This window comes from Streptomyces sp. NPDC085460, from assembly GCF_044541975.1.
GTDB lineage: Bacteria > Actinomycetota > Actinomycetes > Streptomycetales > Streptomycetaceae > Streptomyces.
Genome location: NZ_JBITTO010000009.1, coordinates 433,978 through 448,139, shown reverse-complemented (window position 1 = coordinate 448,139; position 14,162 = coordinate 433,978). Strand labels below are relative to the sequence as shown.

The 14,162-nt window shown below is 73.4% G+C and carries 15 protein-coding genes; 12 read left to right on the top strand and 3 right to left on the bottom strand.

The genetic code is table 11. The annotated features are described in order from the left end of the window. Window positions 1–36 precede the first annotated feature (36 nt). From ACIGHB_RS25490 to ACIGHB_RS25435, 12 genes are all read left to right on the top strand, one after another. Window positions 37–2,049: an AAA family ATPase gene (locus ACIGHB_RS25490; RefSeq protein WP_399916098.1), complete on the top strand. Its 2,013-nt coding sequence runs from the start codon at window positions 37–39 to the stop codon at window positions 2,047–2,049. 146 nt (window positions 2,050–2,195) lie between these two features. Beyond that, entirely contained in the window at window positions 2,196–3,311 is a 1,116-nt protein-coding gene (ald, locus tag ACIGHB_RS25485) for an alanine dehydrogenase (protein WP_360318365.1), read from the top strand. A gap of 452 nt (window positions 3,312–3,763) precedes the next feature. Then, window positions 3,764–4,807, top strand: a complete 1,044-nt coding sequence (locus ACIGHB_RS25480; protein ID WP_399916096.1) for a ParA family protein — start codon at window positions 3,764–3,766, stop codon at window positions 4,805–4,807. Continuing rightward, window positions 4,792–5,307, top strand: a complete 516-nt coding sequence (locus tag ACIGHB_RS25475; RefSeq protein ID WP_399916093.1) for a hypothetical protein — start codon at window positions 4,792–4,794, stop codon at window positions 5,305–5,307. Before ACIGHB_RS25480 ends, ACIGHB_RS25475 begins: the two co-directional genes overlap by 16 nt. Window positions 5,308–5,355: 48 nt before the next feature. Beyond that, on the top strand, window positions 5,356–6,429 hold the full coding sequence (locus ACIGHB_RS25470) for a segregation and condensation protein A (RefSeq protein ID WP_399916091.1): 1,074 nt from the start codon (window positions 5,356–5,358) through the stop codon (window positions 6,427–6,429). Beyond that, window positions 6,426–7,028, top strand: coding sequence for an SMC-Scp complex subunit ScpB (scpB, locus tag ACIGHB_RS25465; RefSeq protein ID WP_360318371.1), 603 nt, complete (start codon window positions 6,426–6,428; stop codon window positions 7,026–7,028). Before ACIGHB_RS25470 ends, scpB begins: the two co-directional genes overlap by 4 nt. After that, window positions 7,028–8,158, top strand: coding sequence for a pseudouridine synthase (locus ACIGHB_RS25460; RefSeq protein ID WP_360318373.1), 1,131 nt, complete (start codon window positions 7,028–7,030; stop codon window positions 8,156–8,158). Before scpB ends, ACIGHB_RS25460 begins: the two co-directional genes overlap by 1 nt. Window positions 8,159–8,303: 145 nt before the next feature. Next, complete coding sequence (gene pnuC / locus ACIGHB_RS25455; RefSeq protein ID WP_360318375.1) at window positions 8,304–8,957, top strand: nicotinamide riboside transporter PnuC; 654 nt, start codon at window positions 8,304–8,306, stop codon at window positions 8,955–8,957. Next, a complete protein-coding gene (locus ACIGHB_RS25450) occupies window positions 8,954–10,036 on the top strand; it encodes an AAA family ATPase (RefSeq protein ID WP_360318377.1) in 1,083 nt (360 codons plus the stop codon). Before pnuC ends, ACIGHB_RS25450 begins: the two co-directional genes overlap by 4 nt. After that, on the top strand, window positions 10,033–10,773 hold the full coding sequence (locus ACIGHB_RS25445) for an NUDIX hydrolase (protein WP_399916088.1): 741 nt from the start codon (window positions 10,033–10,035) through the stop codon (window positions 10,771–10,773). The genes ACIGHB_RS25450 and ACIGHB_RS25445 overlap by 4 nt, the downstream gene beginning before the upstream one ends. Further along, the gene (locus tag ACIGHB_RS25440) at window positions 10,770–11,783 is read left to right on the top strand and encodes an ADP-ribosylglycohydrolase family protein (protein WP_399916086.1); all 1,014 of its coding nucleotides are present in this window, start codon (window positions 10,770–10,772) and stop codon (window positions 11,781–11,783) included. The genes ACIGHB_RS25445 and ACIGHB_RS25440 overlap by 4 nt, the downstream gene beginning before the upstream one ends. 25 nt (window positions 11,784–11,808) lie before the next feature. Beyond that, window positions 11,809–12,573, top strand: coding sequence for a DNA polymerase beta superfamily protein (locus ACIGHB_RS25435; RefSeq protein WP_399916084.1), 765 nt, complete (start codon window positions 11,809–11,811; stop codon window positions 12,571–12,573). Here ACIGHB_RS25435 and ACIGHB_RS25430 read toward each other — a convergent pair. The 3 genes from ACIGHB_RS25430 to ACIGHB_RS25420 are packed head-to-tail and all read right to left on the bottom strand — an operon-like array spanning window position 12,570 to window position 14,140. After that, entirely contained in the window at window positions 12,570–13,259 is a 690-nt protein-coding gene (locus ACIGHB_RS25430; protein ID WP_360318407.1) for a DNA polymerase beta superfamily protein, read from the bottom strand. The two genes, ACIGHB_RS25435 and ACIGHB_RS25430, sit on opposite strands and share 4 nt — an antisense overlap. Before the next feature lie 16 nt (window positions 13,260–13,275). Continuing rightward, complete coding sequence (locus tag ACIGHB_RS25425; protein ID WP_399916082.1) at window positions 13,276–13,740, bottom strand: Rieske (2Fe-2S) protein; 465 nt, start codon at window positions 13,738–13,740, stop codon at window positions 13,276–13,278. 55 nt (window positions 13,741–13,795) lie between these two features. After that, a complete protein-coding gene (locus ACIGHB_RS25420) occupies window positions 13,796–14,140 on the bottom strand; it encodes a DUF952 domain-containing protein (protein WP_360318387.1) in 345 nt (114 codons plus the stop codon). Window positions 14,141–14,162: the final 22 nt, after the last annotated feature.

The window sequence follows — 14,162 nt, the reverse complement described above, 5'->3', positions numbered from 1 at the left end:
GTACACGCCCGTGCGGAGTCCCCGGCGGGATCGCTAATGCGCAGGTGGACGGGAGCGTGGCCCGTGACGGATCAGGCGGTGGCAGCGGCCGGCAGCCGGCAGTTCTACGGCCGGCAGCGGGAGTTGAAGGCCCTCCGCGCCGACATCGAGCGGACCGGTCTCGACACCCTCACCGGACGCAAGGAACCCCGCGCGCGCGTCCTCCTCGTCGCGGGCCGGCCCGGCTCCGGCCGTACCGCACTCGCCGAGGAACTGATCGCCTCGCTCGCCGGCCGCTACCCCGACGGGGTCTACCGGGCCCGGCTCACCGAGCCCGGCGGCGAGCCCGTCCCCACCGCCCGCGCCGCCCGCGAACTCCTCCGCGACCTCGGGGTCGCCGAACCCCCCGGCGCCGCCGAGGACGAGCTGACCGAACTGGTCCGCGCGGCGCTCGGCGAGCGCCGCGCGGTGCTGCTCCTCGACGACGCCGTCGACGCCGAGCAGGCCGATCCGCTGCTCCCGGACAACCCCGACGCCCTCGTCGTCGCGGTGGCCCGGGGGCCGCTCACCGGAATCCCGGACGTACGGCCCTGCACCCTCGGCGGGCTCGACCCCAAGTCGGCCATCGAGCTGCTGACCTCCGCCACCGGTTCGGTCCGCATCACCGTCGACCCGCAGGCCGCCGAGGCGCTGGTCGAGGAGTGCGGCGGACTGCCCGGCGCGGTGGTGCTGGCCGGCGGCTGGCTGGCCGGCCGGCCCGAGACCTCCGTCGCCGACCTCGCCAAACGGCTCCGCGGCCTGAACGGCGACCCGCTCACCCGTACCTTCCTCCTCGCCCACGAGGCGCTGCCCCAGCCGGCCGCCCGGATACTGCGCTTCCTGGCGCTCGCCCCGCTCGGCCGGGCCGACGCCCACACCGCCTCCGCCCTGGCCGGCTGCTCGGTCTCGGCGGCGGCCGCCACCCTCGCGGACTTCGCCCGCCTGGGCCTGGTCACCGAGACCGGGGACGGGGAGTACGAGGCCCCCGGCCATCTCGTCCCCCTGCTCCGCGCCCAGCTGGAGGAGCGCGACCGGCCCGCCGAGGTGCAGCTCGCCCGGGCCCGGATGCTGGAGCGGACCGTACGGCTCCTCCAGTCCTGCCGTGCGGTCACCGAACCCGAGGGCTCCCCGGCCCGGCGCAAGCTCGCCGGCCTGCCGCGCGCCCTGCGCTTCCCCACCCCCGAGGACGCCGCCCGCTGGCTGTCCGCCCGCAGACCGGCGCTGCTCGCATGCGCCCGGCTCGCCGTCGCCGACGGGGAGCTGGACACCCTCGCCCGCCGGCTCATCGCCTCCCTGGTCCGGGCGCTCACCGCGCACGGCGGCGCCGAGGCCGCTGCCCCCGACCTCTATGGGCTGCACCGGCTCGTCCTCGATGTCGCCGAGCGGCGCGGGCTTCACCGGGAGCGCGCCGCGGCCCTCCTGAACCTCGGCGACCTCGACGCCCGGACGGGCCGCGCGAAGGACGCGTTGCTGCGATATCGGTTGGCGTGGGAGGCCGGAAGGCAAGCAAATGACCCGTACGCCACCGGTCGCGCAATGGAATCCGTAGGTGGCAGCTACCAGGAGCTCGGCGACTGGCAGCGGGCCGGCGACTGGTACGGCCGCGCCCTCGCCCAGCGCCTCGCCCATGACGAGCGGGCCGACCAGGCGCGCCTGTATGCCCGTCTCGGCGCCGTCCAGACCTATGCCGGGCGGTACGGGGAGGCGCTGCGGCACTGGCGGGCGGCCGCGGCCGGGTACCGCAGGCTCGGCGATCTCCCGGGCCACGCGCGGGCGTTGAGCGAGGCGGCCCGCGTGCAGGAGTACGCCGGCCGGCCCGAGGAGTCGCTGCGGACCTGCGAGGAGGCGGTCGAGTGGGCCCGCCGGGCCCGGGACACCCGGCTCCAGGCGGCGCTCCAGCTCCGGCTCGCCGACACCCTCGACCGGCTCGGCGACCCCGCGGCGGCCCGGCTGCACCGGGCCGCGGCTGATCGTCTGCTGGAAACCGAACGCTTTGCCTACGAAATCCGCAGTGGCTCCGCAGAAGATTAGTACTTTGAAAGGCTAGACAGCGGGAACTCCTTCATTAGACTGGTTCCGCCGCGTTCGAACGTGGTCTGCCTCGGTGTGCCGCAGTGCATCCGGGTATGTATCGCAGTGCACCAGTTATCCCCCTGATTCAAGGACCGTGATCGACGATGAAGGTCGGCATCCCCCGCGAGGTCAAGAACAACGAGTTCCGCGTGGCCATCACCCCCGCCGGTGTCCACGAGCTCGTCCGCAACGGCCACCAGGTCTTCATCGAGCAGAACGCCGGCGTCGGCTCCTCGATCACGGACGAGGAGTACGTCTCCGCGGGCGCGGAGATCCTCGCCACCGCCGACGAGGTCTGGGCCACCGCCGACCTGCTCCTCAAGGTCAAGGAGCCGATCGCGGAGGAGTACCACCGCCTCCGCAAGGACCAGACGCTCTTCACCTACCTGCACCTCGCCGCCTCCAAGGAGTGCACGGACGCCCTCCTGGAGTCCGGCACCACCGCCATCGCGTACGAGACGGTCGAGACCGCGAACCGCGCGCTCCCGCTGCTCGCCCCGATGTCCGAGGTCGCGGGCCGCCTGGCCCCGCAGGTCGGCGCCTACCACCTGATGCGCTCGGCCGGCGGCCGCGGCGTCCTCCCCGGCGGCGTCCCCGGCACCCACGCCGGCAAGGCCGTCGTCATCGGCGGCGGCGTCTCCGGCTGGAACGCCACCCAGATCGCCGTCGGCATGGGCTTCCACGTGACCCTGCTCGACCGCGACATCAACAAGCTCCGCGAGGCCGACAAGATCTTCGGCACCAAGGTGCAGACGATCGTCTCCAACGCCTACGAGCTGGAGAAGGCCGTCGTCGAGGCCGACCTCGTCATCGGCGCCGTCCTCATCCCGGGCGCCAAGGCCCCGAAGCTGGTCACCAACGAGCTCGTCGCCAAGATGAAGCCCGGAAGTGTCCTTGTCGACATCGCGATCGACCAGGGCGGCTGCTTCGAGGACTCGCACCCGACCACCCACGCCGAGCCGACCTTCCAGGTCCACAACTCGGTCTTCTACTGCGTGGCGAACATGCCCGGCGCGGTCCCGAACACCTCCACCTACGCCCTCACCAACGCCACGATGCCCTACATCGTGTCGCTGGCGAACAACGGCTGGGCCGAGGCGCTCCGCCGTGACTCCGCCCTCGCCCTGGGCCTCAACACCCATGACGGCAAGGTGGTTTACAAGGAGGTCGCCGAGGCGCACGGCTACGAGCACGTCGAGCTGAGCACCCTCATCGGCTGACCCTCGGGCGCCCCGACCGACGGTCCGACGGCGGCCCCGTCAACCCCACCGTCAATGTCACACACCCGGCCGGACCTTGTTCGACAAGGTCCGGCCGGCTGTGTCTCCGGCCACGCCAAAACGTTCGGTCAACTCGCGTCGAACGTAACCCTTTAACCGTTTCGCACACCCCTGAAACGTGTGGATGCGTGGCCGCGCACCCTTGACAGAGGCGTGTTCGGTCGCCGACACAACGGGCCGGGTCCGGGCGATTGTGTTGCTGCGGAGCGGTGACACGCCATAGAGTCGCCAACCGTCGGCATGGTGCCACGCTGACAGATCGATAAATGTTCCTGGTCACATCCAAGGAGGTAAGACGACTTGTGAATGAGTCGACATTTACTCCCGGGAGCGGTGCGCCAGGTGCCCCGGTCGGCTCCGTCGCGGTGCGGACCTTCGCGACGCACCAGCCCATGACGACAACCCACACGCTGAAGACGATGGACGGCCTACACGTGAACGCCACGGCCGGCAACGAGATGGGCCGAGAGTCCACCCACTTCGCCGCCTACGACGAGCTGCCCGAGGGGCACTTCTACGACCCCGACGCCGAGTACGAGCCCGACCCGGAGTACGCGGCCACCCTCGCGCCCGACGCTGCCCGCCAGCGCCGCGAGCGGATCGGCCCCACCGGACGGCCGCTCCCGTACTTCCCGATCCCGGGCCCGCTGACCGACCACGGCCCCGCCAAGATCATCGCGATGTGCAACCAGAAGGGCGGCGTCGGCAAGACCACGTCGACCATCAACCTGGGCGCCGCGCTGGCCGAGTACGGACGGCGGGTGCTGCTCGTCGACTTCGACCCGCAGGGCGCCCTGTCGGTCGGCCTCGGCGTGAACCCGATGGAGCTCGACCTCACCGTCTACAACCTGCTCATGGAGCGGGGCATGTCGGCGGACGAGGTGCTGCTCAAGACGGCGGTCCCCAACATGGACCTGCTGCCGAGCAACATCGACCTCTCCGCCGCCGAGGTGCAGCTGGTCTCCGAGGTCGCGCGCGAGTCCACGCTCCAGCGCGCCCTCAAGCCGCTGATGAACGACTACGACTACATCGTGATCGACTGTCAGCCCTCGCTCGGCCTGCTGACCGTGAACGCCCTGACGGCGGCTCACAAGGTCATCGTCCCGCTGGAGTGCGAGTTCTTCGCCCTGCGCGGTGTCGCGCTGCTGACGGAGACCATCGAGAAGGTGCAGGAGCGGCTCAATCCCGAGCTGGAGCTCGACGGCATCCTCGCCACGATGTACGACTCCCGGACCGTGCACTCCCGTGAGGTGCTCGCGCGGGTCGTCGAGGCGTTCGACGAGCACGTCTACCACACGGTGATCGGCCGGACGGTGCGCTTCCCGGAGACCACGGTCGCCGGCGAGCCCATCACCACGTACGCCTCCAACTCCGTGGGCGCCGCCGCCTACCGCCAGCTCGCCAGGGAGGTGCTCGCCCGGTGTCACGCCGAGTGAGTCTGCCCGGAGCCGACGAACTCTTCCGTACGACCGGGGGGATGGCGCTACAGGCGTCCTCGCCCCGCCGAACCGTTCCCGCTCCGGCGGGCGAGAGCGACACGGCGGCCGGCGCGGACGGCGGTGCCTCCGGCTCCGCCGAGCACGCCGCGGCCGAGCCCGAGGCGGACGGGCCGCGCGCCCGGGAGACCGAGCAGGCCCCCGCGCAGCAGCCCGCCCCCGCGAAGCCCGCCGCTCAGGCGGCGGCGCCCGCGCGGCGCCGGGGCCGGACCACCAACCGGCGCCCCAGCGGACGGGAGCGCCACGACGAGAAGATCACGGTCTACGTCTCCGCCGAGGAGCTGATGGACCTGGAGCACGCGCGGCTGGTGCTGCGCGGCGAGCACGGCCTCGCCGTCGACCGCGGGCGGATCGTCCGCGAGGCGGTCGCCGTGGTCCTGGCGGACCTGGAGTCCCGCGGCGACGCGAGCATCCTCGTCCGCCGTCTGCGCGGCCGCTGAGGGTAGCCTGCGGGCGGCACCGCCCCCGTACCCCTGGAACCGCCCCCGATGCACCCGCACGCTGACGAAACGTCCCGCCCACCGCGCCGCCGCACGCTGGGACGGGGCGGCGGGCTGCCCGGGGGCGTACCGGGCGAAGAGCCTGGGGCCGTGTCGGCCGAGGAGCCCGAGGGCGTACCGGAGGCCGTTCCCGCCCCGGAGGCTGCTGCGGACCCGGAGGCTGCTCCCGCCCCGGAGGCCGTTCCCGCTCCGGAGGTCGTTCCGGACCCGGAGGCCGTTCCCGCCCCGCAGACCGCTCCCGCCCCCGAAGCCGTTCCCGTGGGTGACGCCGGGGACGGGCGGTTCAAGGTGCGGCTCGCGAACTTCGAGGGGCCGTTCGACCTGCTGCTCCAGCTGATCACCAAGCACAAGCTGGACGTCACCGAGGTCGCCCTCTCGCAGGTCACCGACGAGTTCATGGCCCACATCAGGAACCTCGGGCCCGACGGCGACCTCGACCAGACCACCGAGTTCCTGGTCGTCGCCGCCACCCTGCTCGATCTGAAGGCCGCCCGGCTGCTGCCCGCCGCCGAGGTGGAGGACGAGGCCGACCTCGCCCTCCTGGAGGCGCGCGACCTGCTCTTCGCCCGGCTCCTCCAGTACCGCGCGTACAAGCGGATCGCCGAGATCCTCGCCGAGCGCTGGGAGGCGGAGGGCCGCCGTCACCCCAGGACCGTCGGCCTGGAGCCGCACCACGCCGAGCTGCTGCCCGAGGTCGTCCTCTCCATCGGCGCCGAGGGCTTCGCGAAGCTCGCCGTGAAGGCGATGCAGCCCAAGGCGGAGCCGCGGGTGTACGTGGACCACATCCACGCCCCGCTGGTCAGCGTCCAGGAGCAGGCGGGGATCGTCGCCGCCCTGCTGCGCGAGCGCGGCACCGCCTCCTTCCGGGAGCTGGTCGAGGACGCCGGGGACACCCTCACCGTCGTCGCCCGCTTCCTCGCCCTCCTGGAGCTCTACCGGGAGAAGGCCGTCGCCCTCGACCAGGAGGACCCGCTCGGCGAGCTCTCGGTCTCCTGGACCGGCGGCGACGGTGAGACCCGCGTCACGGCAGAGTTCGACCAGGAAGCACCGGAGCCCGCATGAGCGACCTCAAGCCCGCCCTCGAAGCCGTCCTCATGGTCGTCGACGAGCCCGCCACCGAGGCCCACCTCGCCAAGGTCCTCGACCGCGCCCCGCGCGAGGTCGCCGACGCCCTCCACGAGCTGGCCGACGAGTACACCGCCGACGGGCGCGGCTTCGAGCTGCGCCGGGTCGCCGGCGGCTGGCGCTACTACACCCGGCCCGCCCACGCCGCCGCCGTCGAGGCGTTCGTCCTCGACGGGCAGCAGGCCCGGCTGACCCAGGCCGCGCTGGAGACCCTGGCGGTGGTCGCGTACCGCCAGCCGGTCAGCCGCAGCCGGGTCTCCGCCGTCCGAGGGGTCAACTGCGACGGCGTGATGCGGACCCTCCTCCAGAGGGGTCTGGTGGAGGAGGCGGGCACGGAACCCGAAACAGGTGCGATCCTGTACAGGACGACGAACTACTTCCTGGAGCGGATGGGCCTGCGCGGCCTGGACGAGCTCCCGGAGCTCGCGCCCTTCCTCCCCGAGGCGGACGCGGTCGAACCGGACTCCCTGGAAGGCGTTCCGTCGTTCGATCCCGACAGGGACGAACCAGCGGACCAAGAGACGACGGAAGCGTGATGCGAAGCAGCAGCGGCAGGAACAGCGGAAGCAACGGCGGGAGCCGTGGTGCCAAGAGCGGCGGCCGCGGCAACAACTACCGGGGCGCGGGCAACGGCCGCGACGAGCGCGGCCAGAGCGCCGGCCGCCCCCGCAAGGCCCGCCCCGAGGAGCGCAGCTACGACGTGAGCATGCCCTCGGACGGCGCCAAGGGCGGCTCGGCCCCCCGCAAGGGCCGCGGCGACACCGCCCGGGGCGGTGCCAAGGGCGGTCCCCGGCAGTCCCCGAAGCAGCAGCCGCAGCGGGGCGGCGGCCGCACGGCCCCGGCGCGCTCGCGCGAGTACGAGGCCAGGACCGAGGAGCGCAACCGCGAGCGGTACGCGAACAAGCCCCAGGTCAAGACCCCGAAGACCTTCCCGGGCGCCGAGCAGGAGGGCGAGCGGCTGCAGAAGGTGCTGGCCCGCGCCGGCTACGGCTCGCGTCGCGCCTGCGAGGAGCTGGTGGAGCAGGCCCGCGTCGAGGTCAACGGCGAGATCGTCCTGGAGCAGGGCCTCCGCGTGGACCCGGAGAAGGACGAGATCCGTGTCGACGGCCTGACCGTCGCCACGCAGTCGTACCAGTTCTTCGCGCTGAACAAGCCGGCCGGCGTGGTCTCCACCATGGAGGACCCGGACGGCCGTCAGTGCCTGGGCGACTACGTCACCAACCGCGAGACCCGGCTCTTCCACGTCGGCCGGCTCGACACGGAGACCGAGGGCATCATCCTGCTCACCAACCACGGCGAGCTGGCCCACCGTCTCACCCACCCCAAGTACGGCGTGAAGAAGACCTACCTGGCCGCCATCACCGGCCCGCTGCCCCGCGAGGTCGGCAAGCGGCTCAAGGACGGCATCGAGCTGGAGGACGGCTACGCCCGCGCCGACCACTTCCGCGTGGTCGAGCAGACCGGCAAGAACTACCTGGTCGAGGTCGTGCTCCACGAGGGCCGCAAGCACATCGTCCGCCGGATGCTCGCCGAGGCGGGCTTCCCGGTCGAGAAGCTGGTCCGCACCGCCTTCGGCCCGATCGGCCTGGGCGACCAGAAGTCGGGCTGGCTGCGCCGCCTGTCCAACACCGAGGTCGGCATGCTGATGAAGGAAGTCGGTCTGTAGGACCCGCCTCCTGACCGGAAGGGCCCCGTCTCCGCGCCGCGGAGACGGGGCCCTTCGCGTTCTCCGTCTTGTGCGCGGCCCCGCGACCGTCTTGTGCGCGGCCCCCGCACCTTTTATAGTCAGGGTGACTCTTAAGGAGGCGGGCGTGAGCCTCGCGGACGTACTCGAACCCCTCCAGCGGCCGCTCTTCACGCTGCTGGACACCCCGGTCGCCTGGACCGAGGTCCTCGGCTTCGGCAGCGGCGCCCTGTGCGTCTGGCTCGTCGCCCGGCAGCACCTCGCCAACTGGCCGGTCGGCATCGCCAACAACCTCTTCTTCGTGCTGCTCTTCACCCAGGCCGGCCTCTACGCCGACGCCGGCCTCCAGATCGTCTTCATCGTCCTCGCCGCCTACGGCTGGTGGACCTGGACCCACGGGGGTGGACCAGGCTCCTCCGAGGCCCTGCCGGTGCGGCGCACCACCCGCACCGAGTGGGCCTGGCTGCTCGCGGCGGGGACGGTGGGGACCCTCGCCCTCACCCTCCTGCTCGACCGCGCCACCGACTCCACCGTCCCCTTCTGGGACGCCCTCACCACCGGCCTCTCCCTCATGGCCACCTACGGCCAGTGCCGCAAGCGCCTGGAGTCCTGGTGGCTGTGGATCGCCGCCGACGTGGTCTACATCCCCCTGTACGCCCACAAGGGCCTCTACCTGACCTCGCTGCTGTACGTCGGCTTCCTGGCCCTCTGCGTGGCCGGGCTGCGCGGCTGGAGCCGCGGCCTCGCCGCCGGACGGCGCCCGCTGGAGGCGGCCGCGTGAGCACCCGCCACGGCCACGGCCTCGTCCTCGGCAAGTTCTACCCGCCGCACGCGGGACACCACCACCTGGTCCGCCGCGCCCTCGCCGACTGCGCGCGCGTCACCGTCCTCGTCTGCGCCTCCTCCGCCGAGTCCGTGCCGCTGGAGGAGCGGGTCGCCTGGATGCGGGAGGTCCACCCCGACGCCCTCGTCGTCGGCGCCGTCGACGACATCCCCGTCGACCTCACCGACCCCGCCGTCTGGGACGCCCACATGGCCGTCTTCCGGGCCGCCGTCCCCGAGGCCGTCGACGCCGTCTTCACCTCGGAGCCGTACGGCGAGGAGCTCGCCCGCCGCTTCGGCGCCGTGTCCGTCCTCGTCGACCCCGACCGGGCCGCCTTCCCCGTCTCCGGCACCGCCGTCCGCGCCGACCCCGCGGGCTGCTGGGACTTCCTCGCCGCGCCCGTCCGGGCCGCGCTCACCCGCCGCGTCGTCGTCCTCGGCGCCGAGTCCACCGGCACCACCACCATGGCGCTCGCCCTCGCCGACCACTACCGGCGGCGCGGCGGGATCTGGGCGCGCACCCGGTACGTCCCCGAGTACGGCCGCGAGTACAGCGAACTCAAGCTCGCCGAACTGCGGGCCGTGCGCCCCGGCGCCGACTGGTCCGAGGTCGCCTTCCACACCTCCGACTTCCCCGTCATCGCCCAGCGCCAGGCCGAGCTGGAGGAGGAGGCCGCCCGCGACGGCTCGCCCGTCCTCGTCTGCGACACGGACGCCTTCGCCACCACCATCTGGCACGAGCGGTACCTGGGCACCGCCAGCGCCGCCACCGGCGAGATCGCCGCCCGCGGCCGGCAGCACCTGTGGCTGCTCACCGACCACCGGGGCGTCGGTTTCGAGGACGACGGCCTCCGCGACGGCGAACACCTCCGGCCCTGGATGACCGCCCGCTTCCTCACCCAGCTCGCCCACAGCGGCCGCCGCACCGTCGTCCTCACCGGACCCCACGAGGAGCGCCTCGCCACCGCCGTCGCCGCCGTCGACGCACTGCTCGCCGAGGGCTGGCACTTCACCGACCCCCTCCCGGAGCGCCGATGAACAGCACCCCGCCGCGCCCCGAGGGGTACGACCCCCGGGCCTTCGAGCCCTTCGCCGTCACCGTCGACCTCGCCGTCCTCACCGTCCGCGCCGGCCGGCTGCACGTCCTCCTCGTCCAGCGCGGCCAGGAGCCGTACGCGGGCGCCTGGGCGCTCCCCGGCGGCTTCGTGCTGCCCCGCGAGTCCGCCGGCGCCGCGGCCCGCCGCGAACTCGCCGAGGAGACCGGACTGTCCGGCGCCACCGTCGCCGGGCTCCACCTCGAACAGCTCCGCACCTACACCGAACCCGACCGCGACCCCAGGATGCGGGTCGTCTCGGTCGCGTACACGGCGCTCCTCCCCGACCTGCCCGAGCCGCGCGGCGGCGGCGACGCCGCCGAGGCCCGCTGGCTGCCCTACAACGAGGTCCCGGCGCTCGCCTTCGACCACGACCGCATCCTCGCCGACGCCCGGACGCGCGTCGGCGCCAAGCTGGAGTACACCTGCCTCGCCACCGCCTTCTGCCCGCCCGAGTTCACCCTCGGCGAGCTCCGGCAGGTGTACGAGACGGTCTGGGGCGTCCCGCTGGACCGCCCCAACTTCCGGCGCAAGGTCCTCACCACGCCCGGCTTCGTCGAGGCCGTGGAAGGGCCGCCGCGCCGCACCGGCGGACGGGGGAAACCGGCCGCGCTCTACCGGGCGGGAGAGGCCACGGCCCTCCACCCGCCACTGCTCCGACCGGAAGGACGATCCGCATGACCCTCCGCATGACCAAGCAGGCCGCCACGGGGACGCTGATGGGGCTGGCGCTGGGCGACGCGCTCGGCCGCCGCACGGAGTTCTCCGACGTACCGATGATCATCAGCCTGTACGGGCCCTGGCGGGAGCTGGCGCTGCCCGACGACGGCAAGATCACCGACGACACCCAGATGACCCTCGCCGTCGCCCGCGCCCTGCGGTCCGTCCGGGAGCGGGGAGTCGCGGGCCCCGAGCGGTTCGCCGACACCCTCCGCCGCGAGTTCGTCACCTGGTACCACTCGCCCGAGAACAACCGCGCCCCCGGCAACACCTGCCTCCGCGCCTGCGCCCTGCTCGACGGCGACCGCCGCTGGCAGGACGCCAGCCAGATCCACTCCAAGGGCTGCGGCGCCAACATGCGGGTCGCGCCCCTCGGCCTGCTGCCCGAGTACGGCGAGGCCGCCGCCGGCGCCGCCCAGCTCCAGGCCGCGCTCACCCACGGGCACCCCACCGCGCTCGCCGCCTCCGACCTCACCGCGCGGGCCGTGTGGCTGCTCGCCCGGGGCGCGGACCCGACCGGCCTCGTCGGACAGCTGCGCTCGTACGCGTACGAGAACCGCGACCGGTACCACGAGCGCTGGCTCGGCGACCTGTGGACCAGCTCCCAGGACCCCGACGCCCTCCACTTCGTCCGGCGCGGCTGGGACGAGTGCCTCGCCGTGCTCGAACGGCTCGACGCCGTGCAGCGCACCGCCGACCCGGAGCTCGACCCCTGTGCGTACACGGGCGACGGCTGGATCGCGGAGGAGGCGCTCGCCACCGGGCTGCTCTGCTTCCTGCTCTTCCCCGGCGAGCCGCTGACCGCCCTGCGCCGGGCCGCCTGCACCCGGGGCGACTCCGACTCGATCGCCGCCCTCGCCGGCGCCTTCGCGGGGGCGCACCTCGGCGCCGCCGCCTGGCCGGAGGAGTGGACCGCGCGGATCGAGCACCGGGACGAGCTGCTGGCCCTCGGGGCCCTCTGGGACGCGTGAGCGGAGTCTGGGAGGCTGTGGGCCCATGACGCTCACCCTTGAGGCCCACAAGGCCGACCTGACCTCCGTGGTGGCCGGGGAACCGGACCCCCTCCTCTTCGCCACGGTCTCCGGGGCCCACCTGTACGGGTTCCCCTCCCGCGACTCCGACGTGGACCTGCGCGGTGTCCACCTGCTCCCGGCGGAGGCGCTGGTCGGGCTCCGCGAGCCCGAGGAGACCCGGGACCGGATGTGGGACCGCGACGGCGTCGAGATGGACCTCGTCACGCACGACCTGCGGAAGTTCGCCCGGCTGATGCTGCGCCGCAACGGCTACGTCCTGGAGCAGCTGACCTCGCCGCTGGTCGTGCACACCACCCCGGTCCACGCCGAGCTCACCGCCCTCGTGCCCGGGGTGCTCACCACCCACCACGCCCACCACTACCGGGGCTTCGCCGCCACCCAGTGGCGGCTCTTCGAGCGGAGCGGCGAGCTGAAGCCGCTGCTCTACACCTACCGGGCGCTGCTCACCGGGATCCATCTGATGCGCTCCGGCGAGGTCCAGGCCCATCTGCCGACGCTCGTCGGGGAGGTGCCGGAGGCCCCCGCGCGGATCCCCGGCCTGGTCGCCGCGAAGGCCGCCGCCGAGCACGGTGCCGCCGAGGTGGCGGCGGAGGAGGCGCGGGCCGAGGTGGAGGCCCTGCACGGGGTCCTCGACGCGGCCCAGGCGGCCTCGGGGCTTCCGGACGCGGTCCGGGCCGCCGACGCCCTCCACGACCTGGTGGTCCGGGCCCGGCTGGACACGCCCTAGGGCTCCAGGAGGGCCGAGGAGCGGCGGGCGCGGACCAGGAAGTCCTGCACGCGCGCGTGGTCGGGGGAGGGCGGGAGCGGGGAGGCGGCGAGCGAGCCGTCGGACTCGTCCTGGAGGCGGTTCATCCAGGACTCGACCTCCGGCCACGTGAGCTCGCCGCGCTTGACCGCGAGCAGCCGCTCCCGGTCCTCGCCCACGTCGATCCGCAGCTCGCCGGTGCGGAGCAGGTCACGGCAGCTGGTCAGCAGCCGCAGCAGGTGCATGGCGTGCTTCCAGCGCGGATGCCCGTACTGGCGGACGTCCGCCTCCAGCTTGCGGCGCTGGCCGCCGGCGTACCGGACGAAGGTGCCGTGGGCCTGCCGGGAGAGGAAGGCGCCGCGCAGCGCGAGGAGCTCGTCGCCCCACGCGGTGGTGCGGGTGACGAGCGGGGAGTGGAGGCACTCCAGGACGTTGGGGTTGTTGCGCAGGGCGAGCTCGCAGAAGCGTTCCAGCTCCCAGTTGAACTGCTCCGGGGCGGGGCCCTCCACATGGGCCGGGGGCTTGTCGAACCGCCAGAAGAGCGGGGTCGGGGCGAGGTAGACGCCCCGTACGTCGGTGTCGCTGTCCTCGGTCGCCAGACCGAAGGCGCGCGAGCCCATCACGCAGGCGTAGACGGTGTGCTCGCGCACCAGTGCCTCGGGGGACATGTCCATGGCGGCCAGGCTACGCGAGGGTGATCGTCCCTCCGGAGACGGTGATCTGCTCGGCGGGCAGCGGCCGCGGCGCGGGCCCGGCCTCCACCGCCCCGTCGGCGATGGCGAACTTCGAGCCGTGGCAGGGGCAGTCGATCGTGCCGTCCGCGACCTTGCTCACCAGGCAGTTCTGGTGGGTGCAGACCGCCGAGAACGCCTTGAACTCGCCCTCCGACGGCTGCGTCACCACCACCTTGCGGTCCTTGAAGATCGTGCCGCCGCCCACCGGGATCTCCGAGGTGCTCGCCAGCGGGGTGCCGGCCGGGCCGGTCGCGGTCGCGCCGTCCGTGGGCCGCGTGGTGGCCGGGGCGCCCGACTCCGTACCTCCGTCGCCTCCGTCGCCGTCCGAGCCGCAGCCGGTGGCCGCCGCGGTCGTCGTCGTGAGGGCCGCCGCGGCCAGCAGGACCGTCCGGCGGGGTGTCGTCCGTGAAGTCATACGGCCCAGCTTCGCCCCGCGCGCCGCGCGGCCCCCGCAACACGCCGGACCCGGCCTACACCCGGGGCGCCAACTCCCTCGCACGGCCGTCCGCGTCCCGCACCACCTCCAGGACGGCGGTCACCGCGGACCGCTCGACCGGGCCGTACACGTGCGGGAAGAGCCGGTCCTCCGTGCCCTCCCAGCGGACCTCCCCGGACAGCAGGGTCTCGTCGATCACCAGCACCAGGAGCGGGCCCGGCAGGTCCCGGTAGCGGGCGTCCGCGATCGCGAGGGCCGCCCGCTCGTCCGCCGAGCAGTGCACGAAGCCCTCCGCGGCGAGCGACGGCGGGGCGTAGGGGAGACCGGGGTGCGCGGACCACTCGGCCCACTCGTCGAAGGGGATGACATGGAGCAGCATCCGCCCTTTCTACCCGCTACCC

Bases quoted from the DNA above. Each gene is read 5' to 3' on its own strand.
- ACIGHB_RS25460 (WP_360318373.1), top strand. From the start codon at position 7,028: ATGCGAAGCAGCAGCGGCAGGAACAGCGGAAGCAACGGCGGGAGCCGT.
- ald (WP_360318365.1), top strand. From the start codon at position 2,196: ATGAAGGTCGGCATCCCCCGCGAGGTCAAGAACAACGAGTTCCGCGTG.
- ACIGHB_RS25490 (WP_399916098.1), top strand. From the start codon at position 37: ATGCGCAGGTGGACGGGAGCGTGGCCCGTGACGGATCAGGCGGTGGCA.
- ACIGHB_RS25470 (WP_399916091.1), top strand. From the start codon at position 5,356: ATGCACCCGCACGCTGACGAAACGTCCCGCCCACCGCGCCGCCGCACG.
- ACIGHB_RS25440 (WP_399916086.1), top strand. From the start codon at position 10,770: ATGACCCTCCGCATGACCAAGCAGGCCGCCACGGGGACGCTGATGGGG.
- ACIGHB_RS25430 (WP_360318407.1), bottom strand. From the start codon at position 13,259: ATGTCCCCCGAGGCACTGGTGCGCGAGCACACCGTCTACGCCTGCGTG.
- ACIGHB_RS25435 (WP_399916084.1), top strand. From the start codon at position 11,809: ATGACGCTCACCCTTGAGGCCCACAAGGCCGACCTGACCTCCGTGGTG.
- ACIGHB_RS25480 (WP_399916096.1), top strand. From the start codon at position 3,764: ATGACGACAACCCACACGCTGAAGACGATGGACGGCCTACACGTGAAC.
- ACIGHB_RS25445 (WP_399916088.1), top strand. From the start codon at position 10,033: ATGAACAGCACCCCGCCGCGCCCCGAGGGGTACGACCCCCGGGCCTTC.
- ACIGHB_RS25425 (WP_399916082.1), bottom strand. From the start codon at position 13,740: ATGACTTCACGGACGACACCCCGCCGGACGGTCCTGCTGGCCGCGGCG.
- scpB (WP_360318371.1), top strand. From the start codon at position 6,426: ATGAGCGACCTCAAGCCCGCCCTCGAAGCCGTCCTCATGGTCGTCGAC.
- ACIGHB_RS25420 (WP_360318387.1), bottom strand. From the start codon at position 14,140: ATGCTGCTCCATGTCATCCCCTTCGACGAGTGGGCCGAGTGGTCCGCG.